This window comes from Aureimonas sp. AU20, from assembly GCF_001442755.1.
GTDB lineage: Bacteria > Pseudomonadota > Alphaproteobacteria > Rhizobiales > Rhizobiaceae > Aureimonas.
Genome location: NZ_CP006368.1, coordinates 19,847 through 44,682, shown reverse-complemented (window position 1 = coordinate 44,682; position 24,836 = coordinate 19,847). Strand labels below are relative to the sequence as shown.

The following is a 24,836-nucleotide window of genomic DNA, read 5'->3' as shown; positions in this document are numbered from 1 at the left end:
TTGCCTCGCCCGAGACCGCGCTCGCGACCTTTCCCTGGGGTCCAGTCCTGCGCGGCCAGGAACATGCGACCTCGCCGCAACCCGATTCCCGATCTTCAAACGATGAACAAGCCGATCTCGCGCCTCGACCTCCAGAGTTCCAAGCTCGGCCGCCAAGCCGCTCTCGCCACCTGGAAGGCCGCCCTGCCGCAATACGAGATTTCGCTCGGCACCGATCTCGACGATTTCTGGATGGACCTGTCGGCCTGGCTGCTGCGCAAGGTCGTGTTCACCCATGGGCAGACCTCGCCGACTCGGCTGGAGCGCCACGCCGACCGGCTGAGCGATGGCTACGACAATTTCATCTTCGTTCACTTCATGAAGGGCCGCTGGCAGGGCGAGGCCGACGGGAAGCCGTTTACCTTGAACGAAGGCGAAGTCATCCTGCTCGATGGCTCCCGCCCCTTCCATGGGCTGGCGACGGCCTCGAGCTATGCCATGGTCAACGTGCCGCGCGCGGTCTTGATCGAGCTCGCGCCCAGCCTGCCCCTGCTTCACGGCCGCGTCCTGCATTCCGCCTCGGGCTGGCTTCTGGCCGATCATCTGGCCGCGCTCAGCCGCGCCCTTCCCCTGATGCACCAGGGCGAAGCCGAGCGAATGGCCAACGCCACGCTGACCCTGATGGCCGCCTGCGTCGGCAACCTCACGGACAAGGCGCAGGGCGATATGGGGAGCCTGATTCCGGCGGTGCGCCTGCGTGTCGAGCGACATGTGGAGCGCAACCTCACCTCGCCGGACCTCACGCCCCAGACGCTGTGCCGCGACCTACAGATTCCGCGATCGACGCTCTACCGCGCCTTTTCCGCCTTCGGCGGCATCTCCGCCTATATCCAGAGCCGGCGCCTCGACGCCGCGCGCGCCATCCTGTTCCATCCCGAGGATCGTCGGTCCGTGGAGGAGATCTCCCGTCATCTCGGCTTCGGCAACGCGACGAGCTTCGCCCGGTCCTTCCAGCGCCGCTTCGGCTGTACCCCGCGCGAGGCGCGCCAAAATGGTTCGACCTTCGTGGCCAGCAGCCAGGTGCTGTTCGAGCGTTGGCAATCCGTGCTGCGCGCCAACGCTTGACGGCAGGCCGGGTTGGGAGGAAAGAGCGCGACCACCTCGGCGAGAGGGGTATGATCCCGAGGGCAGCCGCGGGATGGGGGAAGCCCGGAACTGCCTCGGACGCCTGAGGGGCCGAATGGCCGAATGGCGCGGAGGCAGCCGCGAAGGAACGGGTGGGAATGAACAACGGTTTGAAGGCGCTCCGCCTCAGCAGCGATGAACTCGGCGCGCAAGGCGCGTTCGCCGCCTGGCAGGCCTCCCTGCCCCAATTCAGCACGGACCTGAACGGCGCCGCCATGGCCGATTTCCGCGTCGAGCAAACGGCGTGGCTGATGGATTCGCTGATCGTCGGTTCGGGTCTCCTTGCGCCTATCCGCGTCGTGCGCACGCTCTCGCAGATCGGCGATGGCTACAGCCAGTTCCAGTTCATCCAAAGCATCCGGGGGCGGTGGACCGGCGACGCGGACGGTCGCGCGATCGAAGCCGAGGAGGGCGACACGATCTGCTTCGACACGGCGCGCCCCTTTCGGGTCGTCAACACGTTCTCGAACCATCGCTTTCTGGTCGTCCCGCGCGACAAGCTTCCGCATGCGCTCGTGAGCAACCCGGCCCTGCACGGAACGGTGCTGCGCTCGGCGGGGAACTTCGTGCTCGCGGCCCATCTGGATGCGCTGATGCGCTGCCTGCCCGCGCTGCACGAGGAAGAAGCGGCGCGCCTGACGCGCGGCACGCTGGCCATCCTCACCGCCGCGCTGGGCGAGATCGACGACCAGCGCCTGTCCAAGGCCGAGACGCAGCCCGCCCAGCCTGCCCTTCGGCTGCGGGTCGAACGATATATCGAGCACAATCTGGCCTCGCCAGAGCTGACGCCCGAGGCGATCTCGCGCGATCTCGGCATCGCGCGCTCGTCGCTCTACCGCGCCTTTTCGCCGCTCGGTGGCATCTCCAGCTTTATCCAACTGCGCCGGCTGGACACGGCCTGCGCGCTCCTGTTCCACCCCGAGGAGCACCGCAGCGTTCGGGAACTGGCGGAAACGCTCGGCTTCGAGAACAGCGCGACCTTCTCCAAGGCCTTCCGCCGCCGCTTCGGCTGCTCCCCGCGCGAGGCGCGCGGCCGGGGCACGACGCAATCGCGCGACACGAAGGCCATGTTCGAGCGCTGGCAAGTGGCGACGCAACCGCCGCAGCAAGCGGCGCAAGACCGCTCGCTGGTCGGGGCGGAGAGCGTCTGAAGCAGCGAGCCGACCCCGCGCCATGGGTTCGCGGGATCGAGTTCAGCAGACCTGTTTCCAAACTCAGGCACGAAGCGACGGGGGGTTCAGCTCCAGGGCTGGAGCAGCACGGCGAGCAGTGCCAGGACCAGGGCCGGCGGCATGACCAGCGCGCCGATCCGCAGGAAGTTCAAGGCGCCGAAGGACAGCCCTTCGCGGCGCAGGGCGCTGAGCCAGAGGATCGTGGCGAGCGAGCCGGTCACCGAGAGGTTCGGGCCGATATCGATGCCGATCAGGATGGCGTTGACGACCTGTTGCGGCAGTTCGGCGGCGTTGGTGAAGGCGCCGGTCATCAGGCCCAGCGGCAGATTGTTGGTGAGATTGGTGCCGAAGGCGAGCGCCACGCCGGACAGGAAGGCACCGCTATCGGGCGACGCATTGAGCGGGCCTTGCAGCGCGCCGACCAGCGTCGCCTGCAGGCCGCTGACCTCCAGCGCACGCACGATGACGAAGAGGCCGGCCACCATGGCCAACGTGTCCCAGGAGATTTCCTTGACCAGGGGCAGCGGGTTGGAGCGCTCGCCCAACGTGACTGCCAGCGCCGTGAGAAGCCCGGCGATCAAGGTCGGCCAGCCGAGCTCCAGGCCGAGAGCGGAGGAGCCGAGAAGAACGAGGCTGGCAAGCACAAGGCCGATCGCCGCGATCCGGCCGCCGAGCGACAGCGTCGGGATTTCGACATTGCTGTCGGTCGTGCCGCTGAGATTGTCCCCCTGGTTCCAGCGCAGGATGAAGAACGTCGCCAGAATCGCCAGGACGGAAGGGAGCGCGAAGCGGCCGAGCCATTCGCCGAGCGGCGGCAGATGCGCGCCGAACACCACCAGATTGGCAGGGTTCGAGATCGGCAGGACGAAGGAGGCAGCATTGGCGACGAAGGCGCAGATCAGGAGATAGGGAATGGGCGAGGCGACCTTGGCCGCGCGCGTGACCGCGATCACGGCAGGCGTCAGCACCACCGCCGTCGCGTCGTTGGACAGGAACACCGTGACCAGCGTTCCGATGAGATAGACGAGGGTGAAGAGACGGCGGGGCGAGCCGCGCGCCGAGCGGGCGGCATAGGCCGCGAGATAGGTGAAGAGCCCCTCGCGCCGCGCGGTTTCGGCCAGAAGCATCATGCCGGCCAGAAAGAGATAGACGTCGATGCCCGCCTCGACCCCGGCCAGCCCCTCGCGCCAGGGCAGAAGGCCGGTGACGACGAGTAGCAGCGCGCCCGCGACGGCGAAGATCCATTCCGGCCATTGGCCGGGCCGGAAGATGACGCCGAAAACGGTCAAGCCGCTGATGGCCCAGGTAACGATATGCAACAGGCTAAGGGTCATCGAATGGTGCTCGGGGGTTCGAAAAGGCAGGGCGGGACGCGTGGCGAAGGGGTGAGCCCCAAGCCCCGGCCCCTGTCAAGCGCGCGGGGCAGGCAAGGGCGAGGCGCGAGCGGATGGCGCCCCGCCGCGCAGGGGAGATCGGGCGCGGCCGAGCAGATTTTCGAAGGAGGATCGAGAGTACCGGATCAGTCGCCCTTACAGGCGGCGGCGACCTTCGGCGCGGAGATGAGCCAGAGCAGGAGGCCCAGGATTGCGAAGCCCGCCAGCATGAGATAGGCGACCGAGAAGCCGTAGCGCGAGACCACCACGCCGGCGATGGCCGGGCTCAGCGAGGCGCCGATGCCCTGCACGGTCATGACGGCGCCGAGGCCGGCATTGATATGACCCGTGCCTTTCAGGATGCGCGCGACAAGTCCGGGGACCGCGACGCCGAGGAGGCCCGCGCCGATGCCGTCCAGCATCTGCACCGGAATCAGAGCGAAATGGCTGGGCCAGAGGCCGGCGATGAGACCGCGCACGGGAAGCGCCACCAGCGCTGCGATGAGGAGAAGGAAATAGCCGCGCTTTCGAGCGAAGCCGGCCGCCAGAAGCGCGATCGGGATCATGGTCAGCTGCGCGATGATGACCGTCGCCGCCGTGTAGGAAACCGGGTCGCTCAGAAGCGTCTGGAGCGTGGAATGCTGCTGGACCGGCGCGGTGGCCGGGCGTCCGGCGGTGGACTGTCCGGGGGCGATCGTGGTGGCGCCATCGGTCCGGGCCTGAGTCTGGGTCGAAGCGTCCGGGGGTGTCGCGCCCTGGCTGGAGGCGCCGGGGGCGGCGGTGGCCGAGGCGGAGGACGACGCCGATCCGCTTTCGGCCTGGCTCGCCACCTGCTGGCCGAGCAGCGGCAGCATCGCACCGTTGCCGAAATGGAAGAGCATCAGCGTGGCGGCGAGGATCAGAAGCGGGGTGGATTTCCAAAGGACATTGAAGCCGGAGGGCGCTTCCTTGTCGCCGCCCTCGGCCTTGGGGTCCAGGCCGCGCGCCACGTCATGGTCGATGTCCTTGGGATCGATCATGAGGATGGACGCGATCGAGCCCACGGCCATGGCCGTCATCAGGATGAACACCGCCGTCAGGCCGAACTCGTAGCCGAAGAAGCCAGCCCCGGCCGCCGCGAAGACGTTGCCGCCATGGTTCCAGGCTTCGTTGCGGCCGAGCTGGTGCGCCAGACCCGCTTGCCCGACGAGACCGAGCGTCAGGCCGGCGATGGCGGGGCCGATGGCCGCGCCCGCGATGCCGGTGGCGATCTGCGAGGCGGTGACAAAGGTGAAGTTGGGCAGGAAGAGAATGGCGAGCGAGGCGACGATCACCAAGCCCGCGCAGAAGGCGACCATGAAGCGCTTGGCCTTGGAAGCGTCCGCGAGAGCCCCAAGCGGCGTGGTCGCCAACATGCCCGCGATGCCGCCGATCGTCATGACGAGGCCGATCGTCGCGGTGCTCCAGCCTTGCCCGATCAGGAAGATGCCGAGGAAGGGGCCCAGCCCGTCGCGCACGTCGGCGAGAAAGAAGTTGACCGCACCCAACGCTTTCAGCGAGCGGGACTTGGGCTCTGTGGCCGGACTGAGTGCCGTTGCCGACGCGATGCTCATGCAAAATCCCCCGGCCGCGTTCCCTGCGTTGACAGGATCGTGATCAACGGCGACCGGGCTCTTAATGCGCTCTCGGCCGACAGGTTGCATGCAGCAGGCTTTAAAGAGAGTCTATTGAAGTAAGTACCAATTACAATATCAGTAACGCGACCTTACAACAAGCAAAGTTTCAGACTTTCGATTTGTGAGGGAACCAAACTCTTCGCGGTTCGCTATCAGGCCGCACATCACAACCCCGTGAAAGGATGATGCGGATGATGAAGCAAGCTCTTCTTGCGACGGCGATCGCCGTCGGCTCGATTTCCTGGGCTTCGGCCCAGCCCGCACCGGCGGGCGCTCCGGCGCCGGCCGCCCCGACCAACGAGGCTGCCCCGCCCCCTCCGCCCGGCGGCCCGGCCGATGCGCCCCGCGCCCCCGGCGAGATGCCGCCTCCGCCGCCCACCCGTGGTCCCGGCCCCGGCCCGCGCGATCCGAACGCGCCCCCTCCGCCGCCGCCGCATGCCGGCAAGGGCATCGACCTGCGCATGGGCCGCGACATGGGCCTTCGCATCGAGTGCGGCGACGAGCCCTTGGAGCGCTGCATCGCGGCAGCCAAGCCGCTGATCGACAAGATCCCCAATCTCACCCTGCCGCCCGCCCCTCCCCCGCCGCCGGCGGACGCGCAGCAGCCCGGCACTCCCGGCGCCCCGGGTGCCCCGGCTCCGGCCGATCGCCAGCCCGCTCCTCCCAAGCGCTGAGCACAGGCGAACGGGAGATCCTCCCTCTCCCGTTCACCCCTGCTCGCGAAGGGACGGCGAGCCCATGCTCGCCGTCCCGCTCTTTTCCCCGCTTTCCCCTCTCCATGCGCGTCTTGAAAAGGTCTCGGCCATGCTCCGATGGTTGCAGTTCGGCGATCTCCATGCCTGCGAGGGCGACGATTGGGAAAGCCTGCGCCTTTTCGAGCGGCTGGTGAGCGAGGCCAATCGGGGTTTTGCCGAGCGGGTGCAGTTCGCCGTGCTGCCGGGCGACAACGCCAATCACGCAACGCCCGAACAGTTCGAGCGCGTCGGCGAGGTCGCGCGCCGGCTGCGCGTGCCGCTTCATGTCCTGCCGGGGGATCATGATTTCGAGGCCGGGCATCTCGAGGATTTCCGCCGGCATCTGGCGCCCCAGAGCCTGCCGCGCGTCGAGACGATCGGCGAGACGCAATGCCTGTTTCTCGACATCGTCAGCGCCGGCTCGGGCGGGCCGGACTTCCGCCTGGGTCAAACGCAGACGGCCTGGCTCCATCAGATCCTGGGCCAAGCGCGCCCCGGCGCCCGGTCGCTCGTCTTCATGCACGCCTTTCCCGGCGATCTGCGGGAGGGCTGCGAGGAGGTGGCCGCCCTGTTCGCCCGCTGCGGCGTCGCCTATGTCGGCACCGGCCACACCCACTACAACGATCTTCTCAACGATGGGCACGTGATCTACGGCGCGACACGCTCCACCGGCGAGATCGAGGAAGGACCGCCCGGCCTGTCCGTCTCGGCGCTGGACGGCGATGTCGTGTCCTGGCGCTTCAAGACGCTGGACAGCGGCTGGCCCTTCGTTCTCGTTACGTCGCCCTCGGACTGGCGGCTCGCCACGGACTTCACCTCGCGCACGCAAGTCCCCGAAGCCGCGATCTCCGTTCGCGCCGAGATCTTCGGGGCCTCAAACGAAGTCGTGGTGACGGCGCGTCTCGACGGCGAGCGGGACCTGACGCTGTCGCGCGACGGGGACGGAGTCTGGTGCGGGCGCTTCGGCGAGGTGGCCGACGGACGGCATGTCCTGACCGTCACCGCCACGGAAGCGGACGGCTCGACCGACACCGACACAGTGGAGGTGCTGGTGCGAAACGCGCGAGAACGGCCCAAGCGCGGCCCCTCCCTGGCCCTCGGGCGCGACGTCCACTCGTTACGCAGTTGGCCGAGCCACGGCCTCCCCGGCGGGCGGCTCGGGCCGAACGCCAACGGGCAAAAGTGGTAGCCAAAACGTGCCGAGAGGCGATCCGGGCAGGCCCCAGGGCCTGCCCGTCACTATTTCAGGCCAGGAACGAGGCGGCGATGTCCTTGTCGCCATGCCCGGCCTCGGACGCGCGCTCGAAGCGGGCGAGACCAGCCTCCGCAAGGTCGGCGCGAACGCCCGTTCCCGCCAGTGCCTCCACGATGAGACGCGCGTCCTTGATGCCGTTGTCCAGCGAGAAGCTGGTGGTCCAGTCGCCCGACAGCATGGCGCCGCCCTTGCCCTGGAGATAGCCGCTGTCGAGCTGCCCACCGGTCAACGCTTCGAGGACCAGACGCGGATCGACGCCCAGCGCCTCGGCGATGCGCAGGGTCTCGGCCGTGCCATGGGTCAAGACGAAGACATAGGAGTTGAGCGCGAGCTTCAGCCGGCTGCTTGCGCCCGCCGCCTCGCCCACCCAGATCGTGCGCTGGCCGATCGCGTCGAACACAGGCTGCGCGTGCTCTCGCCCCTCCACCGGGCCGGAACCCAGGATCACCAGCTTGCCCTGCTCGGCGGGCTGGCGCGTGCCGAGCACCGGCGCGTCGTAGAAAACGAGGCCGGCCTCGCCGGCGAACGCCGCCAGCCGATCCGTCGCCTCGATGCCGACGGTGCTGAGCTGCAGCCAGATCGAGCCCTTGCCCAACGCCGGCCGTGCCGCCTCCATCGCCTCCAGAACGGCAGGCCCATCCTTGAGGACGGTCAGCACCATCGCCGCGCCGCGCACGGCTTCCGTCACGTCCTCGAAAGGCATCACGCCATCGGGCTCCAGCGCCTTGGCCTTGTCGGCCGAGCGGTTCCAGGCGCGCACCGAAAAGCCCTTGCGGGCAAGATTGCGCGCGACCGCCGCGCCAATAATGCCGGTGCCGAGAACGGCGATGGGGCCAGTCGAGACGGGATCGGGCATGGAAGGCTCCTTTGGGTCGAACGGAATGGGGGCGGCGCGTCGAAGGCGCAGATGCGGCAGGTTCGGTGTTTCGGCAAGCCCCGCCTCTTCGCCCGCGACACGGGGGCGGAAGGCGGGCGGCCCTTTCGGTCAGGCCTTTCGCTCGCGCCAGACAGGCCTCACACGACAAGGTTGTGACAAAGCCTCTCGTTTTTTCGCCGAACCGCTGCATGACACGGAAAACATTGACGCATCACCTGCGACGAAATCGCCAGCCGGCTCTTCGCAACCGCACAGCAACGTCCTATGACTGAACCAAACCGTGTTCTCAATCTGAGTCCTCTCTTGTCAGCCAGCGCCGCGCCCGACCTGCCTTCCAGCCTTTCCGACGAAGCGGCGCGTTCGGCGGCGCTCCACTCGTATGAGGCGCTGGACACGCCGCGCGAGCCTGAGTTCGACGATCTGGCGCGCATCGCGGCCGAGGTCTGCGGCACGCCGATCGCCGTCGTGAATCTGGTCGACACGAAGCGGCAGTTCTTCAAGGCCGAGGTGGGCTTGGGCGTGCGCGAGACGCCGCTGGAAACCTCGTTCTGCGGGCAGGCGATCCTGGCCGAGGACTTCATGATGGTGCCCGACGCGCGGCAGGACCCGCGCTTCGAGTGCAGCCCCTTGGTGCAAGGCGAGCCGGGCCTGCGCTTCTACGCCGGCGCGCTGTTGAAGACCAAGGCGGGCCTTGCGATCGGCACGATGTGCGTCCTCGGCTACGAGCCCAAGGAACTCGACGGCCACCAGATCCGCACGCTGCATCTTCTCGCCCGGCAGGCGATGACGCAGCTCGAGCTGCGCAAGGCGCTGGTGGAGCGCGAGCGCGCTCTCTCCGCCTCGCGCGCGGCGGAGGCCGAGTTTCGCGCCATGACGGAGGATGCGCCAGCCATTCTCTGGGTGACCGACCCGGAGGCGCGCTGCATCTTTCTGAACCGCGCCTGGTACTCCGTCACCGGCCAGTCGCGCGAGGAGGCGGAGGGCTCGGGCTGGCTCGACGCCATGCATCCCGACGACCTGGCCGACGCGCGCCGCGTGCTTCTCTCAGCCAATGCGCGCCAAGAGCCATTCAGCATGGAATACCGGCTGCGCTCGCGCGACGGCAGCTTCCGCTCGGCCATCAACAGCGGCACGCCGCGCTTTGGCGCCGACGGCACGTTTCTCGGCTATGTCGGCGCGGTGATCGACATCGACGAGCTGCGGCGCGCCGAGCAGATGCAGCAGGTCGCCATGCGCGAGCTGTCGCACCGTATGAAGAACGGCCTCGCCATGGTGCAGGCGATCGTCTCGCAGAGTTTCCGGCACGCGACGTCCTTGGAGCACGCCTCGGAAAGCATCACCAGCCGCATTGCGGCGCTTGCGAGGGCGCAGGATACGCTGGTGCGGCCCGATCTCACCGACTCCACCGTGGAGGAGGTCGTCGGCAAGGCGCTGACGCCCCATGTCGACAACGAGCAGCGGGTGGACGTCGCGGGGCCGCATGTCACGCTGTCCTCCGAGCGCGCGCTGGGTCTGGCTCTGGCGCTGCACGAGCTGGCCACCAACGCCGCCAAGTATGGCGCGCTGTCGATCTCCGAGGGGCAGGTGCGCATCATCTGGGAGCACCAGGACGGCCAGTTCCGCTTCGAATGGCGGGAACTCAACGGGCCTCTGGTGGCGACGCCGGAGACGATGGGCTTCGGCTCGCGGCTTCTGGAGCGGGTCGTTCCCGCCTATTTCGGCGGCCGCGCCGAGCGCAGCTTCGCGCCGACGGGCCTGACCTATGTCCTGACCGGCGAAATCCAGCCGGCCGATTGACAGGGTGCCCTCGGCCGCGCCATGGCGGCCGAAAGCAGCTTCAAAGCTTTACTTGAAGCGGGATGCGCGAAAGGGCGCGAGCATGGGATACGCCTCGCCGGTCGCGATCTCGCGCGCCAGCATCTCGCCGGCGATCAGGCCGAGCGTGGCGCCGCTATGGCTGAAGGCGACGAAATAACCGGGGATCTCCGCCAGTTCGCCGAAGACGGGATCGCCGTCGGCCGGAATGGGCTTGGGTCCCATCGCGTAGGATTCCAGTTCCAGCCGGGGCCGGCCCTCCAGAACGGCGGAGGCCTCTTCGAGAAGGCGCTCGGTGGTGCCGGGGGGGAAGGAATGCGTGCCGTCCTCCGCCGTCACGATCCCCTCCTCCGACCAGGCCGAGTCCAGCACGAAACCACCATCCGGCGTCGGGCGCACGGCGACGCGCGGCGTGTTGAGAACGGCGCGCAGCGGATGGGCATGCGGCTTGGTCTTCACCAGAAGCGCGATCGGCGTCTGGTCGGGCAAATGGATGCCGTTCTCGGCCAGCGACTGTGGCACAGAGGGGCCGGTGGCGAGCAGGACGGCGTCGCTCTCGACCCGCGTGCCGTCGCCCAGCAGCGCGCCGCGCGCGCGGCCGCCCTCCACGATGATCCGCGCCTTACCCGCATTGGGAACGAGGCGTCCGCCCATCGCTTCGAACTGAATGAGAAGGAGGCGGATCAGCGAGGGCAGGTCCACCCAGCCCTCCGCCGGGTTGAAGATCGCGCCCTGCTTCGTGACGGCGGCGGCGTCGACGCCGGGCGTCACCGCCGCGATCTCACCGGGCTCGAGCTTCAGCGCGGCATAGCCGATGCTGGTCTCGTAGGCGAAGACGGCGTCGATCTCGTTCTCGGCCTCGTCGGCGTCCCAGGTCAGCGCGCCGTCGAAGCGGAGCCAGTTGGCGGACGGGTTGGCATGGGCGAGCGTGTGGTAGCGGTCGAGCCCGGCCATGCGCAGGTCATGATAGGCGCGCGAGCGGTAGCGCGCCGAGTTCAGCCAGGCGAGCGAGCGGCTGGATGCGCCGGAGGCGATCGGGCCATCGGTCACCAGCGTCACCTCGGCGCCGAGGCGCGCCAGATGCAGCGCGGAGGAGACGCCGAAGATCCCGCCGCCGATGACGGCGACGCGGCGTTTGGGGGAACCTGCCATGGGTCTGTCTTTCTGTCTCGGATCGGGAAAGGGAGGGAAAGGCGCCGGGCGTCAGGGCGCTTCCCACTGGCCGGAGCGGCCGGAGCGGAAGAAGGCGTCGAGCACGCGCATGTTGAGAACCGCGTCGTCGAGGCCCCATTCCGGCGCCTCGCCCGAACGGATGGCGCGCGAAAAGGCGTCGGCCTGCAGCCCGTACTGGTCGCAGGGCGGGATCTCGATCACCTCGCGCCCGCCGCCTTCCAGATCGCGCCCGTCGTCCACCGCGATGGTGACGGGCCGGCCCGCCGGCGCGTTGAAGGGAATGTCGATCGCGATGCGCCCCTTCGTGCCCAGAATCTCGACGCTCTGGCGAAGGCCGAGCTGCGTGGCGCAGGTGAAACCGAGATGGCGGTGTCCGGGGAACTCGGCGAGGCCCGACATCATCCGGTCTGTGCCGAGAGCGGGGTCCGTGTCGAAGGCGCTGACGACCCGCTCGGGCTCGGCCCCGAAAATGTATCGGGCCGTGGCGACAGCGTAGCAGCCGACATCGTAGAGCCCGCCGCCGCCGATGGCGGCCTGGTTGCGGATGTTGGCGGGGTCGGTGAGATAATAGGAGAAGATCGTCTGCAGGGCGCGCGCCTCGCCTATCCGCCCGCTCGCCGCGATCTCGCGCGCCAGGCGCCATTGCGGGTGATGGCGCACCATGAAGGCCTCCGCCACCAGCCGGCCGGTGCGCGCCGAGACGGCCTGTAAGGTCTCGGCCTCCTCGGCGGTGAGCGCGATGGGCTTTTCGCAGAGGACATGCTTACCCGCTTCCAGCGCCCGGATCGTCCAGGGCACGTGGAGATGATTGGGCAGCGGATTGTAGATCGCCTCGATCGCGGGGTCGGCGAGCAGCGCCTCGTAGGAGCCGTAGGCCTTCGGAATGCCGGCGGCCTCGGCGGCTTGCCTGGCCGTGGCCTCGGCGCGCGAGGCGATGGCGGCCACTTCCGACAGGGCACTCCCCTGGATGGCGGGGATCACGGCGTTCAGCCCGATCTGCGCGGTGGAGAGAACGCCCCATTTTACCTTGGAGGACATAGGTTTTCCTTGCGCTGGCAGGCTCACAGGACTTCCGACAGGAAGCGCTTGAGGCGGGGGCTCTGCGGATTGCCGAAGATCGCCTCGGGCGGGCCGTGCTCGACGACGCGGCCCTCGTCCATGAAGACGACCTGAGTGGCGACGCGCCGGGCGAAGTTCATCTCGTGCGTGACCACGACCATGGTCATGCCGCTTTGGCCGAGATTGGCCATGAGCTTGAGGATGCCCTTGACGAGTTCGGGATCGAGCGCGCTCGTCACCTCGTCGAACAGCATCAGCTCGGGCTCCAGCGCCAGGGCGCGGGCGATGGCGACGCGCTGCTGCTGGCCGCCGGAGAGGTCGGCAGGGCGGTGGTCCATGCGGGCGGCAAGGCCCACTTCCGCCAGCCGCGCCTCGGCGATGCGCCGGGCTTCGGATCGCGACAAGCCCTTCACCTTCTCCAGCGAGAGCATCACGTTGCCGAGCGCGGTGTGGTCGGGAAACAGGTTGAAGTGCTGGAACACCATGCCGACCCGGCGGCGCAGCGCGTCGGGCTTGACCGGCAGGATGCTTGCCCCGTCCAGCCGGATGTCGCCGCCCTGCGGCTCGGCCAGCCGGTTGAGACAGCGTAGCAGCGTCGACTTGCCCGAGCCGGACGGGCCGATGACGCAGGTGATCGAGCCCGCCGGCGCCGACAGCGCGACCTGCCGCAACACCTGATAATTGCCGTAGCTCATGTCGAGATCGACGACGTCGAGGCTGGCGCCCTTGAGACGCGGCCGGGTCTCGCTCGCCTTGGCGGTCGCAGCCTCTTCCTCCTCGACCTCCTGGAGGCCCGAGGTCGGCGCGGCGGGGCGGTGGCCGGTGCGAAGGCGCTTGTCGATGGTGTTGACGAGATGGGTCAGCGGAACGGTGATCAAGAGATAGAAGACGCCAGCGAGCATGAGCGGCGATAGATTGCCCGAGACCACGGCCTGGTCCTGCCCGACGCGAAACAGCTCGCGCTCGGACGCCATGAGGCCAAGGAAGTAGACGAGGCTGGAATCCTTGATATTGCCGATGAACTGGTTGACCAGCGCCGGCAGGACGCGCCGCACCCCTTGCGGGATGACGATGAGGCGCATGCCCTTAGGGTATGTCATGCCGAGCGCCCGCGTCGCCTCCAGCTGACCGCGATCGACGCTCTGGATGCCCGAGCGGAAGATCTCGCCGATATAGGCGCCGGCGATGAGGCTCAGCGCCAGGATGCCGAGCGGATAGGGCGAGGGGCCGAAAAGCTCGCGACCGATGCGGGCGAAACCCTGTCCGATCAGAAGGATCGTGACGATCGCCGGCAGGCCGCGAAAGATGTCGGTGTAGACGCGGGCCGGCACGCGCAGCCAGGCGGAGCGCGAAATGCCCATGACCGCGAGCAACATGCCGATCGCGATGCCGAGAACCGTGGAGGCCGCCGCCAGGATCAGCGTGTTCTTCAACCCCACCATCAGCATGTTCGGCAGGACGGCCGCCATGGCCTCCCAGTCGAAGAAGCTGCGCTTGAGGATTTCGTACCAGGACATGCGGGGTCCGATCCTTCAGGGGCGCGAGGCTTAAGGTCCCGCGCGATGCCGGCCGTGGAATGGGTCCGGCCGAGCCGCCGCGAGGCGCCCGGCCGGGGGAGGCGTCAGGGCTTGGGGAGATATTCCGCGGGCATGGGCGAGCCGGGGAACCACTTCTCGTAAAGCGTCTTCCAGGTGCCGTCCTGCATGGCCTCGTGCAGGCTCTTGTTCAGCGCCGTGCGGAAGGCGTCCTTGCCCTTGGCGACAACGAAACCGGCCGGGGCGTCGAAGGAGGGAATGTTGGCCGCGATGGTGAGGCCCTTGAACTGCTCGGTATACTGCTTGGCCGCCTCGTAATCGAGGAAATGCGCGTCGATCGAGCCGCTGTTGAGGCCGGAGATCGCCGAGTTGTTGTCGGGGAACTTCACGATGTCGGCCTTGGTGAAGTTCTTCTCGGCGTAGATTTCCTGCAGCGTGCCCTGCACGACGCCGAGCCGCTTGCCGGCGAGATCGTCGGCCGACTTGATCGCCGGCTCGGAGGTCACGACGCTGAGATAGCCGGCGAGATAGCCGTCGGAGAAGTCGACATTCTTCTTGCGCGCCTCGGTCGTGCCGATCGCGGCCACCGCGACGTCGAAGCGCCCGTTGGCGACCGAGGGCATGAGGGCGGAGAATTCCTGGCCGGTGAACAGGACATGGCTCTTATCGAAGCCCATGCGACGGGCGACGTCGAGGAAGAGCTCGATGTCGAAGCCGGTGAACTCGCCGTTGGAATTGGTGAACGTGTAGGGCTTGGCGTCGCCCATCGTGCCGACGCTGATCGTGCCGGGCTCGATGAGGCCGAGCGGATTGTCCTGCGCGAAGGCGGGGGACAGGCCGCCCGTCACCAGGGCGAGACCGACAAGGGCGGTCGACAGAAGGGTGCGGCGGCTGAAGGCGCCTTTGAAGGGAGTCATCACGTCGTCTCCTGGTCTGGCGCGAAGGCGCGCGGGATCGGCGAGGGCTGGGGAAGCCGCCCTCGAACTGGCAACGGTGAAATTTCAAGAACCCGATCTGCCCGTCCGCGCTCCGGCGGTGGCGGGACCTGTCGGTCGGCTGTGCCTCGGACCCATCGGGCCAGATTGAGGAAATTAGAGCGTGAGACCGGTCTCTTCGCAAGAGGAAACCCGTCTCTTTGTGAAATTTTTATGCCATTGACGAGATTGCCCATGGTTTGTACGCCTCAGGAATGACCCTCCCCCGTCCGCCTCGAAAGTCCGCCACCGTTGCCGACGTCGCTCGCGCGGCCGGGGTTTCGAAGGCCACCGCCGCCCGCGTGCTGGGCGGCTACGGAACCGTGAGCTTTGAGCGCCGCGCGGCGATCCTGGCCGCCGCCGAGCGGCTGGACTACCGGCCGAACGAGCTGGCGCGCACCATGGCGACGGGGCGCTCGGGCACGATCGGCGTCGTGGTCGGCGATATCGAGAACCCGTTCTTCGGCTCGGTGGTGCGCGGCATTTCCGACGAGGCCAAGGCGCGGGGCTTCGGCGTCCTCCTGTCCAACTCGGGCGAGGACGTGGCCGAGGAACAGGACGCCGTTTCCATGCTGGTGAACAAGCGGGTGGACGGGCTGATCGTGGCGCCCGCCTCCTCGCGCGACAAGGCGCATCTCACCGACGCGCTGTCGCTCGGCCTGCCCCTGGTGCTGGTGGACCGGGAGGCGGACGGGCTCGATCTCGACGCCGCCATCGCCGACCATCGCGACGCCGCCCGGCGCGCCATGCGCCTTCTCGTCGCCAAGGGGCATCGCCGCATCGCCTATGTCACGGCGAGCCACCTGCCGGGGCCGCGCTTTGCGGGCGTTGAGACGATCGGCCTGACGACCGTGCGCCAGCGCATCGAGGGATTCCTGGCCGAGGCCGAGGCGGCGGCTCTGCCAGACCCCGCGCGCTTCCTGCGCTTCGGCGCCTCGTCGCGCGCGGCGGCGCGCGAGGTGCTGTCGGAGCTTCTCCGGGAGCCCCAGCCGCCGAGCGCGATCCTTGCCTCCGACAGCGTGATCGCGATCGAGGTGCTGCGCACGGCCAAGGCGCTGGGCCTTCGCATTCCGGGCGATCTCTCGCTCGTCACCTTCGACGACGCGGGCTGGATGAGCGCGGCCTCGCCCACCGTCACCGTGCTCGCCCAGCCCTCGCACGCGCTGGGCTCGCAGGCGATGCGCATGCTGGCCGAGCGCATCGCGGGGCGCGCTGAGGCGGAGCGACTGGTGCTTCCCTCCGAGCTGATCGAGCGCGAATCCGTGGCCGCGCCGGCCGATTAGACCGTCAGGACAGGTCCACCGGCTTGGAGCGCAGGCGCGCGGCGGTGGCCGGGTCGGCGCGCCGGCAAAGCTGCGGCGGCAGGCCCCGCATGATCAGTTCGGCATCGGCCACGGCCATGGCGCCGATCTCGAAAAAGGCGTCGCGCGTGCCGCCGGTGCGATGAGCCGAAAGGAGAAGGCCCGGAATCTGACGCAAGGGATCATCTGTCGGCACCGGCTCGACCGGGAAGACATCGGTGGCGGCGCGGATATGGCCTGAGCGCACGGCGTCCAGCATGGCGGGAAAATCCACCACCGCCGCTCGGCTCATGAGCAGGAACGCCGCGCCGCGTGGCATCAGTGCGAATTCGCGCGCGCCGATGAAATGCTCGTTCTCCGCCGTGACGCTGGCAAAGACGAAGACGACCTGGGACGTGCGCAGCAATTCGTCCAGGTCGGACGGGCGGCAGTCCAAGCGTTCGATCGCGGCCGCCGGCAGCCAGGGGTCGAAGACGCGCACCTCGTTGCGGAAGGGGCGGATCAGCTCGCGCAGGTTTCGGCCGAGATCGCCGAGGCCGATGATCCCGACGCTGGCCCCGGCAAAGCGGAACGTCGCCTCGTTGCCGGCCAGACCATAGACTTCCTCGCCGGCACGAAAGGCGCGGTCGGCGGCGGTGATGCCGCGCGCCAGATCCAGAGCCATGCCGAGCGCGGCTTCCGCCACCGGCGCGGCAAAGGCGGAAGCCGGCGTCAGGACGGGAATGCCGCGCTCGGTGCAGGCCTGATAGTCGATATTGGGCAGAAAGTTGGTTTCGACATTGACGATCGCCTTGAGGCGCGGCGCGCGGTCCAGCCGCTCGCGCGGCATCGCCGTCTGACCGAAGATTAGAACAGTGTCGGGCAAAAGCGCCTCGACCTGATCGTCCGGCATCGTGCCGTCTTCCGACACCACGACCTCGCCCAGCGCTTCCAGGCGGCGGCGCATGTCCGGCGTCATGATGAGATCGAGCGTGCGCGGCAGCGGGTCCACGAGGACGACGGTTCGGCTCATAAGTTCAGTTCTCCCTGCGAAGCGATTCGGCCTCAGGCCGTCTCCCGGCTGGCATCATGCCACGGCGCGCGGCTGTTCTCACGCAAGGCTTGGGCTCGGGTCGGGCGGGGAAATACCGGCCTTGCCGTTCAGACGAGATACTGAATGTGCGGGCGCCCGTGATGGCGCGAGGGCTCGACATGGGCGCGCACGTTGAAGACCTCGCGCAGGAGATCCTCGGTCAGCACCTCTTCGGGCGGACCGGCCGCCACGACGCGGCCGCCCTTCATCACCACGAGCCGGTCGCAGAACAGGGCTGCGTGGTTGAGGTCGTGCAGCGCGACGATGCTGGTGAGCTTCAGCTCCGAAACGAGGCGCAGCAGCGCGATCTGGTGCTCGACGTCGAGATGGTTGGTCGGCTCGTCCAGAAGGATCTCGCGCGGCGCTTGGGCCAGGGCGCGGGCGATCTGCACGCGCTGGCGCTCTCCGCCCGACAGATGCGCCCAGGAAGCCTCGCGCTTGGCGCTCATGCCGGCCGAGGCAAGTGCCGTCTCCACCGCCGCCTCGTCCGCCGCCGTCCAGGGGGACAGGGCGGAGCGATGCGGAATGCGGCCGAGCTTGACCACGTCCACCACCTTGAGGTCGGCCGTCGTGGTGGCGGACTGCTCGACATAAGCGATGCGCCGCGCCAGCGCCTTGCGCGCCAGGGCGCCGATTTCGGTTCCGTCCAGCGTCACCCGCCCGCTATGGGCGCGGCGCAGGCCGGCGAGAATGCGCAGGAGCGAGGTCTTGCCCGAGCCGTTCGGCCCGAGCAGGCCGAGCATCCGCCCAGGCTCGGCCTCCAGCGACACGTCGTCGACGATCACCGTCTTGCCGGCCTTCCAGACGAGATTCTCGGCCCTGATGGTCATGCGAAGCGCCGCGCCCGGTAGAGGATGAGGGAGAAGAAGGGCACGCCCACCAGCGCCGTGACGACGCCGATCGGCAGAACCTGCTGGTGGATCGCCACGCGCGAGACGATGTCGGCCAGCACCATGAAGATCGCCCCGGCGACGAGACAGGCCGGCAGCATGCGGGCATGAAGCGGCCCGACTACGAAGCGCGCGGCATGGGGCACGACGAGGCCGACGAAGCCGATCGACCCGACCATGCTGACGATGGTGGCCGCCATCAGGGCGGTCGCGGCGAAGAGGAGAACCCGCGTGCGCCCGACCGGAATGCCGAGCGAGGCGGCCGCGTCGTCGCCGAAGGTGAAGGCGTCGAGAACCCGCGCATGCACGATGCACAGGAGAAAGCCGATCGCGACCACGACGGCAACGAGTTGCACGTCCGGCCAGCGCACGCCGCCGAAGCTGCCGAGCAGCCAGAACATGATGTCGCGCGCCTGCTGCGCGTCGGCTGCCGTGGTGACGATATAGGAGGTGAGCGCGTTGAAGAGCTGCGAGGCGGCAACGCCCGCCAGGATCGTGCGATCCGAGCCGCCGCGCGTGCCGTTGGACAGGAGCGCCACGAAGGCGAAGGCGACGAAGGCGCCGGCAAAGGCGCCCATGGACAGCGTCACCGCGCCGGCGCCGAGACCCAACACGACCACCGCCACCGCGCCGGTGGAGGCGCCGGCCGAGATGCCCAGCACATAGGGCTCGGCCAAGGCGTTGCGCAGGAGGGACTGGAGCACCGCGCCGCACAGCGCCAGCCCCGCGCCGCAGCAGGCGGCGGCGAGCGCCCGGCTGAGCCGGTAATCCATCACCACGCTTTCATGGATTCGGTTCAGCGCGACGCTGGTCCAGCCCAGGCGATTGGTGACGGCGTAGAAGGTCGTCTCGGGCGAGATCGGCAGATCGCCCGTGCGCACGCTGAGCGCGACGGCGACGAGCGTCAGCACCAGGCACAGCGCAAAAAGCAGGCCGAGTCCGGCCTGCCCCTTCCAGCTTGCGATGCGAGACGTCACTTCGTCTTCGCCTCGAGTTCTTCCAACTGCTTCTCGATCTGCTCCGCGCCGCGAATGGTGCGGATCGTGGGATTCATCGCCTGCCCGTCCATGACCACGATGCGCCCGTTCTTGACGGCGTCGAGCTGGCTGACGGCGGGGTCGGTCTTCAGGAACTCGATCTTGGCCGCGGGCTTGTCGAGCTCCCAGCGGTTGCGGTCGAGATCGGCGACGACGATGACGTTCGGGTTGGTGGCGATGATGCCCTCCCAGCCGAGCGTCGGCCATTCCGCCTCGTTGTCCACCGCGTTGCGACCGCCGAGCAGGTCGGCGATGAAGCCGGTCGCGCCGTTCTTGCCGGCGAGATAGGCGTCGGCCGACGGCGACGGGCTGGAGAACCAGAAGAGGAAGGACTGCTTCTCTCCGCGTGCCTTGGCCCGCTCGCGCAGCGCCGCCTCGCGCTGCTTGAACTCGCCGATCAGCGCCTGCCCCTTGTCCTGCACGTCGAAGATGCGGGAAATCTCGTCGATCTCCTGGTAGAGAAGATCCATGTTCCAGAGCGTGGCGCGGCTGCCGTAGATGTCGCCCGTGTCCTTGCGCGTGTTGCACACGCCCGGCGACAGGTAGCTGTTGATGCCGAGCTTGGCGAAGTCCTCGCGGCTGGCGACCTTGCTCTCGGGGCCGAGCAGGAGGGGCAGCTGGGCGGCGACGAAGTCGGGCTCCTGGGCGAGCACGGCCTCGAAGGTCGGGATCTCGACCGTCAGCCGCTTCACCTTCTCGTTGGCCTCGGCCAGCTCGGGAAGGACCTTGCTGGGCCAGAAGGCGGTGCCGGCGACGCGGTCCTGCAGGCCGAGCAGCAGCATGATCTCGGCGCTGTTCTGGCCGAGCGCGACGGTACGCGCCGGGGCCTTGTCGAAGCGCACCTCGACGCCGCAATTCTGGATCGTCAGCGGGTACTGCGTCGGCTCGGCCCGCGCGGGAAGAAGGCCGAAGCCAAGCGAAAGAGCCACAGCAGCGGTGGAAAGAGCGGACAGACGCACGAAACAGATCCCCGACGAGAAAGCTTGTGGCTGCCGTCTATCCCCACGCCCGCGCAAAAACAAGCCGGAAATACTCACCTTTGCTGGAGCGATCGGCGCTTCAGCCCTTCGCTTTGCTAAGCGAAACAAAGCGTCCGCCCCCGCCGGAGGGGAGGCTTACTTTGGAAAGACTATAAAACTCCACACGCCGAGGTCGTCGGGCGCGCGCGTGGGGGGCTTCGAGGCGACGGCGGTCGCTCGCCGCCGTCGCCCGAACCGGAGCGTCTTCGGGCGCTCCGGCTCCTCAGTGTCCGCCGACTTCGAAGACCGTGTGGGCCGCGCCGATCGACAAAAGACCCGCCAGCGCGCGCGTCACCGCCTCGCGGAAGCGGGGCTCGTGCGTGAGATCGGCGCCGAACACTTCGGGGAAGCCGAAATAGGCCTCCACCAGGGCTTCCGCCGTGCGCTTGTCGGCCGTTGCCGCCGCAAAGCGCTGGGCCAAGGGATCGCGCACGTCGATCGCGTGGCCGTGCTCGCCATGGCCGGTGGCGTAGATCATCCAGGCGGCGACACCGAGCGCCAGCCGGTCGAAACTCTGGCCGGCACGCAGCCGGTCGCGGATCGTGCCGAGAAGGCGCTGCGGCAGCTTCTGCGAGCCGTCCATCGCGATCTGCCAAGTGCGATGGCGCAAGGCCGGATTCTGGAACCGGTGGATCAGCGCGGCGCGGTAGCCGGCGAGATCGAAGCCCGGCAGGGTCGGCAGGGTCGGCGTAATTTCCTCGCGCATCATGGCTTCCAGAAGCTCGGCAAAGCCGGGCGCGGCCATGGCGTCGGCCACCGTCTCGTGCCCGGCGAGATAGCCGAGATAGGCGAGCGTCGAATGCGAGCCGTTGAGAAGGCGCAGCTTCATCAGCTCGAACGGCTCGACATCGCCCACGAAGGTCGCGCCCGCCCGCTCCCAGGCCGGACGCCCGGCGGGAAAGCGATCCTCCACCACCCATTGCGAGAAGGGCTCGGCCATGACCGGCCAGGCGTCCTCGACGCCCAGCGCCTCGGCCACCAGCGCGCGGTCGGCATCCGTCGTCGCCGGAACGATGCGGTCCACCATGGTGGAGGGAAAGGCGACCTTATCGGTGACGAAGGCGCCGAGCTCGGGATCGCGCAAGGCGGCGAAGCGCTGCACGACCTTGGCGACGGTGCGGCCGTTGGACGGGAGATTGTCGCAGGAGAGCACGGTGAAGGGCGCAAGGCCCACGCGGCGGCGCCGGTCCAGTGCCTCGACCAGGAAGCCGATCGCCGTCTGCGGGCGCGCGGGTTCGGCCAGATCGTGGACGATGCCGGCATGGGCCTCGTCGAGTTCGCCCGTTGCCGGCTTGTGGCAATAGCCCTTCTCGGTGACGGTGAGCGAGACGATGCGCGTATCGGGCGCCGCCATCAGCGCCAGGACGGCTTCCGGGTCCTCCGGCGCGACGAGGCTCTGCAGGATCGCGCCGACGATTTCGAACCGGTCCTCCTCCGCGCCGCGCACGGCGACGGTGTAGAGCCCGTCCTGCGGCGCCAGGGCGTCGCGCGTCTCGGGGCTGCGCAGCGACACGCCGGCAATGCCCCAGGCGAGATCGCCGCCCGCCAGCACGCGTTCCGTCATCACCGCCTGATGCGCGCGGTGAAACGCGCCGAGGCCGAGATGGACGATGCCGACGCGCGCCTTGGACCGTTCGTAGGAGGGCTTGCGGACGCTGGCCGGCAAGGTCGAAAGCGTCGTCTCGGACAGGCGGTTCATGCGGGTTCCCCTGCAGGTCTTGGGATGATGGGGAGCCGGAACGAGAGTTCCGACCTCCGGGGCCAGCCTAGCCGGCGATGATTTCAAAAGTTCCTTCGAACCGTTTCTAATGCGCGGCTTGGGACTGCTTGGCGCGGGCGACGATCTGCGTCGGATTGACGAAGCGCAGCGCCAGGACGAGCCAGAACAGGGTCGTCACCATGTAGACCACAGCCATGGCGTCTATCGACTGCGAAGCGCGGACGCCCGAGGCGAAGACGGCATAATAAAGCGAGACCACGAGCGTCTGGCTGGTCGGCCCGGCGACTAGGAAGGTCAACTCGAACATGGCGATGGTGCGCACGAGAACGAGCAGGAGCGCCGCCAGCATGCCGGGCAGAAGCAGCGGGAGGAGAATGCGCAGGAACAGGCTGCCCGTGCCCGCCCCGAAGACGCGGGCGGCGGCCTCCACGCGCGGGTCGATCTGCTCGATGAAGGGGATCATGACCAGCACCACGAAGGGGATGGAGGGCACGAGATTGATGATGACGACGCCCCAGAAGGAACCGCCCAGCCCGACCTGATACAGCAGCGTGGCGAGCGGAATGCCGTAGGTCAGCGGCGGCACTAGAAGCGGCAGGAGAAAGACGAGGATGGCGAAGCGCTTGCCCGCGAACTCGCGCCGCGCCAGCGCATAGGCCGTGGTGATGCCGATCAGGCCCGACAGGAGCGTGACGACGAACACGACCTGAAAGGTGACGAGCAGCACCTCGGTCAGCTGAAATTCGCGCCAAGCCGAGAAGTACCAGCGCGTGGTGAAGTCGACCGGCAGCCAGGTGCCGAGCCAGCGCGTCGCCAGCGAGTTCATCACCACGGTCGCGATGACGCCGAGGAGATTGAGCACGAAGAGAATGGCGACGGCCCAGACGGCCGTGCGCCAGAGTTTCGAGCCGATGCCACGATCGCGGATCATCTGGTGTCAGCCTTTCGTTCCGCCGGCCGGGCCGCGATAGAAGAGACCGCGAAGCCCGAGCACGGCCAGCACCACGGCAAGCTGCACCAGCCCCATGATGATGGCGATCGCCGAACCCAGCGAGTGATTGTATTCCTCGAAGGCCGCGGAATAGGCCGCGATCGAGATGACTCGCGTCGGCCCCGCCGGGGCGCCGAGCAGCACCGCCGAAGGGAAGACCGCGAAGGCCTGCACGAAGGCCAGACAAAAGGTGACGGCGAGCCCCGGCACGAGAAGCGGCAGGAAGACCCGGGTGAAGCGCCGCCGCGCATTGGCGCCGAGCGTCGCGGCCGCCTGTTCGATCGCTGGGTCTATCCCTGAGACGTAGGAGAGCGTCAGCAGGAAGGCGAAAGGAAAGCCGGTGATGAGCAGCGAGGCGAAGACGCCCCAGTAATTATTGGTGAGGCGCAGCGGCGCTTCCAGAAGGCCGATCGTCACCAGCGTCCGGTTGAACCAGCCTTGGGGGCCGAGAAAGTTCAGGAGCCCTTCGGCCACCAGCACCGTGCCGAGCGTGATCGGCAGGACGAGCAGCGTGGTGAGCAGCTTCTGCCGGCGCATGAGGCGCACGCGAAAGGCGATGGGCACGGCGAGCGCGAGGTTCAGGATCGTCACCGGCAGGGCGAGCCAGAGCGTCGCGGCGATCGTGTTGTAAAGGAACGGGTCGGAGAAGAAGCGGCGATAGTTCTCGTACCAGGCGCCTGTCTCCGGCGTCAGCGAATCCACGACGCCATAGAGAAAGGGGTAGATGAAGAGCGCCAACACGGCGACGAGGCCGGGCAGGACGAGAAGCGTCGTGCCGTCGAAGCCCTTGGCGGCGAGCCGCGTCTTGAGCGATGGGCGCGCGAAGGTCCGGGCCGGGGTGGAGAAGGCCGCGTCGCTCATGCCCCCTCCCCCTCGAAGACCAGCGTGCGGGCCGGGTCGAAGCGCAGCGTCACGCTCTCGCCGGAGGACAAGGCCCCGTCGGCGCGGAAATAGGCGATCGTGCCATCGGCCAGCGCCGCCGAGCCGAACCAGGCGCGGCCGCGATATTCGATCGCGCGCACCGTGGCGGGCAGGCCCTCGCCGCCGCGCGTGGCCAGCAAATCTTCCGGCCGGGTCGAGACGGTGACGGCGGTTCCCGAGCCAAACTTCGCCGCAGCCGGAAGGGCGATGCGCGCCTTGGCGAGTTCCACCGTTCCGCTGCCGTCGACGACGCGGCCCGAGACGCGGGTGCGATAGCCCATGAAGTCGGCGACCTCGACATGGTTCGGACGCTCGTAGAGGTCTTCGGGTGTTCCGACCTGCCGGATCAGTCCGCCGGACATGACGACGATGCGGTCGGCCAGCGACAGCGCCTCGTCCTGGTCGTGCGTGACATAGATCGTGGTGGAGCCGATCGCCTCGTGGATGGCGCGGATCTCGGCGCGCATTTCCAGGCGCAGCTTGGCGTCGAGATTGGAGAGCGGCTCGTCCATGAGAACGATGGGCGGGCGGATGACGATGGCGCGGGCGATGGCGACGCGCTGCTGCTGGCCGCCCGACAGCTGGCCGGGCAGCTTGTCGCCCTGGCTGCGCAGGCGCACGAGATCGAGCGCGTCGTCGATGCGCCGCTCGGCCTCGGCCTTGGGCACGCCCTGCATAGCGAGGCCGAAGCCGACATTCTTGCGGATGGTCATGTGCGGGAAGAGCGCGTAGCTCTGGAACACCATGCCGAAGCCGCGCTTTTCCGGCTCCAGCTCGTGGATCGGCCGCCCGTCGAGGCGGATCTCCCCGCCCGTTAGCGGCAGAAGGCCGGCGATGCAGTTCAGCGCCGTGGACTTGCCGCAGCCCGACGGCCCGAGCAACGCGATGAACTCACCCCGCTCCACGGTAAGATCGATGCCGGCCAGCGCGTGGTAGGAGCCGAAGGCGCGCTGGAGGTTCAGGAGTTCGAGCCGCCCCCCGCCGGAGGCAGCGTCCGCCGCGCGACCGGCGACCTTGAGATGCGTGGGATGGGCGTTCATCGCGAGAAGGCCTCCTGAAACCGAAGGGAAGTGGGCGCCGGGGGAACCCGTGAGCGCGA

Annotated in this window: 21 protein-coding genes; 6 read left to right on the top strand and 15 right to left on the bottom strand. The window is 68.3% G+C overall.

The genetic code is table 11. The annotated features are described in order from the left end of the window. Positions 1 to 63: 63 nt before the first annotated feature. A complete protein-coding gene (locus tag M673_RS17210; protein ID WP_187301346.1) occupies positions 64 to 1,104 on the top strand; it encodes a helix-turn-helix domain-containing protein in 1,041 nt (346 codons plus the stop codon). 158 nt (positions 1,105 to 1,262) lie between these two features. Further along, a complete protein-coding gene (locus tag M673_RS17205) occupies positions 1,263 to 2,315 on the top strand; it encodes a helix-turn-helix domain-containing protein (RefSeq protein ID WP_061977945.1) in 1,053 nt (350 codons plus the stop codon). 86 nt (positions 2,316 to 2,401) lie between these two features. On the opposite strand, the gene M673_RS17200 is transcribed toward M673_RS17205, so the two are convergent. Together M673_RS17200 and M673_RS17195 are read right to left on the bottom strand one after the other, a co-directional pair. Then, the gene (locus tag M673_RS17200; RefSeq protein WP_274534680.1) at positions 2,402 to 3,700 is read right to left on the bottom strand and encodes an arsenic transporter; all 1,299 of its coding nucleotides are present in this window, start codon (positions 3,698 to 3,700) and stop codon (positions 2,402 to 2,404) included. Positions 3,701 to 3,855: 155 nt separating this feature from the next. Next, positions 3,856 to 5,301, bottom strand: coding sequence for an MFS transporter (locus M673_RS17195; protein WP_061977943.1), 1,446 nt, complete (start codon positions 5,299 to 5,301; stop codon positions 3,856 to 3,858). A 254-nt stretch (positions 5,302 to 5,555) separates the two neighbouring features. On the opposite strand from M673_RS17195, the gene M673_RS17190 reads away from it, so the two are divergent. Then, complete coding sequence (locus tag M673_RS17190; RefSeq protein ID WP_062215158.1) at positions 5,556 to 6,038, top strand: hypothetical protein; 483 nt, start codon at positions 5,556 to 5,558, stop codon at positions 6,036 to 6,038. A 130-nt stretch (positions 6,039 to 6,168) separates the two neighbouring features. Further along, positions 6,169 to 7,287, top strand: coding sequence for a metallophosphoesterase (locus tag M673_RS17185; RefSeq protein WP_187301345.1), 1,119 nt, complete (start codon positions 6,169 to 6,171; stop codon positions 7,285 to 7,287). Positions 7,288 to 7,342: 55 nt separating this feature from the next. Here M673_RS17185 and M673_RS17180 read toward each other — a convergent pair whose 3' ends face one another. Continuing rightward, positions 7,343 to 8,209 (bottom strand): NAD(P)-dependent oxidoreductase, encoded by an 867-nt coding sequence (locus M673_RS17180; protein ID WP_061977940.1) that lies wholly within the window; start codon positions 8,207 to 8,209, stop codon positions 7,343 to 7,345. A gap of 324 nt (positions 8,210 to 8,533) precedes the next feature. On the opposite strand from M673_RS17180, the gene M673_RS17175 reads away from it, so the two are divergent. Continuing rightward, positions 8,534 to 10,027 carry a sensor histidine kinase gene (locus M673_RS17175; protein WP_187301344.1) on the top strand — a complete coding sequence of 498 codons (1,494 nt, stop codon included), beginning with the start codon at positions 8,534 to 8,536 and terminating at the stop codon, positions 10,025 to 10,027. A gap of 48 nt (positions 10,028 to 10,075) precedes the next feature. Here M673_RS17175 and M673_RS17170 read toward each other — a convergent pair whose 3' ends face one another. The 4 genes from M673_RS17170 to M673_RS17155 form a co-directional block, all read right to left on the bottom strand. Beyond that, positions 10,076 to 11,197, bottom strand: coding sequence for an NAD(P)/FAD-dependent oxidoreductase (locus M673_RS17170; RefSeq protein WP_061977938.1), 1,122 nt, complete (start codon positions 11,195 to 11,197; stop codon positions 10,076 to 10,078). Between the two features lie 51 nt (positions 11,198 to 11,248). Next, entirely contained in the window at positions 11,249 to 12,256 is a 1,008-nt protein-coding gene (locus M673_RS17165) for a Gfo/Idh/MocA family protein (RefSeq protein WP_061977937.1), read from the bottom strand. Between the two features lie 23 nt (positions 12,257 to 12,279). Next, positions 12,280 to 13,794: an amino acid ABC transporter permease/ATP-binding protein gene (locus tag M673_RS25115; protein ID WP_061977936.1), complete on the bottom strand. Its 1,515-nt coding sequence runs from the start codon at positions 13,792 to 13,794 to the stop codon at positions 12,280 to 12,282. A 104-nt stretch (positions 13,795 to 13,898) separates the two neighbouring features. Continuing rightward, positions 13,899 to 14,729, bottom strand: a complete 831-nt coding sequence (locus M673_RS17155; RefSeq protein ID WP_082639788.1) for an ABC transporter substrate-binding protein — start codon at positions 14,727 to 14,729, stop codon at positions 13,899 to 13,901. A 272-nt stretch (positions 14,730 to 15,001) separates the two neighbouring features. Here M673_RS17155 and M673_RS17150 point away from each other — a divergent pair, with 272 nt between their 5' ends. Beyond that, positions 15,002 to 16,069, top strand: a complete 1,068-nt coding sequence (locus M673_RS17150) for a LacI family DNA-binding transcriptional regulator (protein ID WP_061977935.1) — start codon at positions 15,002 to 15,004, stop codon at positions 16,067 to 16,069. Between the two features lie 4 nt (positions 16,070 to 16,073). Here the strand turns inward: M673_RS17150 and M673_RS17145 are convergent, their stop codons facing one another. From M673_RS17145 to M673_RS17110, 8 genes are all read right to left on the bottom strand, one after another. Then, complete coding sequence (locus tag M673_RS17145) at positions 16,074 to 17,099, bottom strand: hydroxyacid dehydrogenase (protein WP_061977934.1); 1,026 nt, start codon at positions 17,097 to 17,099, stop codon at positions 16,074 to 16,076. A gap of 128 nt (positions 17,100 to 17,227) precedes the next feature. Next, the gene (locus M673_RS17140) at positions 17,228 to 17,989 is read right to left on the bottom strand and encodes an ABC transporter ATP-binding protein (RefSeq protein WP_061977933.1); all 762 of its coding nucleotides are present in this window, start codon (positions 17,987 to 17,989) and stop codon (positions 17,228 to 17,230) included. Further along, the gene (locus tag M673_RS17135) at positions 17,986 to 19,026 is read right to left on the bottom strand and encodes a FecCD family ABC transporter permease (RefSeq protein ID WP_082639786.1); all 1,041 of its coding nucleotides are present in this window, start codon (positions 19,024 to 19,026) and stop codon (positions 17,986 to 17,988) included. Before M673_RS17135 ends, M673_RS17140 begins: the two co-directional genes overlap by 4 nt. After that, positions 19,023 to 20,054: an ABC transporter substrate-binding protein gene (locus M673_RS17130; RefSeq protein WP_374755553.1), complete on the bottom strand. Its 1,032-nt coding sequence runs from the start codon at positions 20,052 to 20,054 to the stop codon at positions 19,023 to 19,025. Before M673_RS17130 ends, M673_RS17135 begins: the two co-directional genes overlap by 4 nt. A 274-nt stretch (positions 20,055 to 20,328) precedes the next feature. Beyond that, on the bottom strand, positions 20,329 to 21,804 hold the full coding sequence (locus M673_RS17125; protein WP_061977932.1) for a mannitol dehydrogenase family protein: 1,476 nt from the start codon (positions 21,802 to 21,804) through the stop codon (positions 20,329 to 20,331). Positions 21,805 to 21,910: 106 nt separating this feature from the next. Continuing rightward, positions 21,911 to 22,756: an ABC transporter permease gene (locus tag M673_RS17120; RefSeq protein WP_061977931.1), complete on the bottom strand. Its 846-nt coding sequence runs from the start codon at positions 22,754 to 22,756 to the stop codon at positions 21,911 to 21,913. 6 nt (positions 22,757 to 22,762) lie between these two features. After that, the gene (locus tag M673_RS17115; RefSeq protein ID WP_061977930.1) at positions 22,763 to 23,677 is read right to left on the bottom strand and encodes an ABC transporter permease; all 915 of its coding nucleotides are present in this window, start codon (positions 23,675 to 23,677) and stop codon (positions 22,763 to 22,765) included. Next, the gene (locus tag M673_RS17110) at positions 23,674 to 24,777 is read right to left on the bottom strand and encodes an ABC transporter ATP-binding protein (RefSeq protein ID WP_061977929.1); all 1,104 of its coding nucleotides are present in this window, start codon (positions 24,775 to 24,777) and stop codon (positions 23,674 to 23,676) included. Before M673_RS17110 ends, M673_RS17115 begins: the two co-directional genes overlap by 4 nt. Positions 24,778 to 24,836: the final 59 nt, after the last annotated feature.

Coding starts and splice junctions, on each gene's coding strand:
- M673_RS17145 (WP_061977934.1), bottom strand. CDS start 17,099: ATGAGCCGAACCGTCGTCCTCGTGGACCCGCTGCCGCGCACGCTCGAT.
- M673_RS17180 (WP_061977940.1), bottom strand. CDS start 8,209: ATGCCCGATCCCGTCTCGACTGGCCCCATCGCCGTTCTCGGCACCGGC.
- M673_RS17195 (WP_061977943.1), bottom strand. CDS start 5,301: ATGAGCATCGCGTCGGCAACGGCACTCAGTCCGGCCACAGAGCCCAAG.
- M673_RS25115 (WP_061977936.1), bottom strand. CDS start 13,794: ATGTCCTGGTACGAAATCCTCAAGCGCAGCTTCTTCGACTGGGAGGCC.
- M673_RS17165 (WP_061977937.1), bottom strand. CDS start 12,256: ATGTCCTCCAAGGTAAAATGGGGCGTTCTCTCCACCGCGCAGATCGGG.
- M673_RS17185 (WP_187301345.1), top strand. CDS start 6,169: ATGCTCCGATGGTTGCAGTTCGGCGATCTCCATGCCTGCGAGGGCGAC.
- M673_RS17140 (WP_061977933.1), bottom strand. CDS start 17,989: ATGACCATCAGGGCCGAGAATCTCGTCTGGAAGGCCGGCAAGACGGTG.
- M673_RS17190 (WP_062215158.1), top strand. CDS start 5,556: ATGATGAAGCAAGCTCTTCTTGCGACGGCGATCGCCGTCGGCTCGATT.
- M673_RS17115 (WP_061977930.1), bottom strand. CDS start 23,677: ATGAGCGACGCGGCCTTCTCCACCCCGGCCCGGACCTTCGCGCGCCCA.
- M673_RS17125 (WP_061977932.1), bottom strand. CDS start 21,804: ATGAACCGCCTGTCCGAGACGACGCTTTCGACCTTGCCGGCCAGCGTC.
- M673_RS17155 (WP_082639788.1), bottom strand. CDS start 14,729: ATGACTCCCTTCAAAGGCGCCTTCAGCCGCCGCACCCTTCTGTCGACC.
- M673_RS17170 (WP_061977938.1), bottom strand. CDS start 11,197: ATGGCAGGTTCCCCCAAACGCCGCGTCGCCGTCATCGGCGGCGGGATC.
- M673_RS17205 (WP_061977945.1), top strand. CDS start 1,263: ATGAACAACGGTTTGAAGGCGCTCCGCCTCAGCAGCGATGAACTCGGC.
- M673_RS17120 (WP_061977931.1), bottom strand. CDS start 22,756: ATGATCCGCGATCGTGGCATCGGCTCGAAACTCTGGCGCACGGCCGTC.
- M673_RS17110 (WP_061977929.1), bottom strand. CDS start 24,777: ATGAACGCCCATCCCACGCATCTCAAGGTCGCCGGTCGCGCGGCGGAC.
- M673_RS17150 (WP_061977935.1), top strand. CDS start 15,002: ATGACCCTCCCCCGTCCGCCTCGAAAGTCCGCCACCGTTGCCGACGTC.
- M673_RS17210 (WP_187301346.1), top strand. CDS start 64: ATGCGACCTCGCCGCAACCCGATTCCCGATCTTCAAACGATGAACAAG.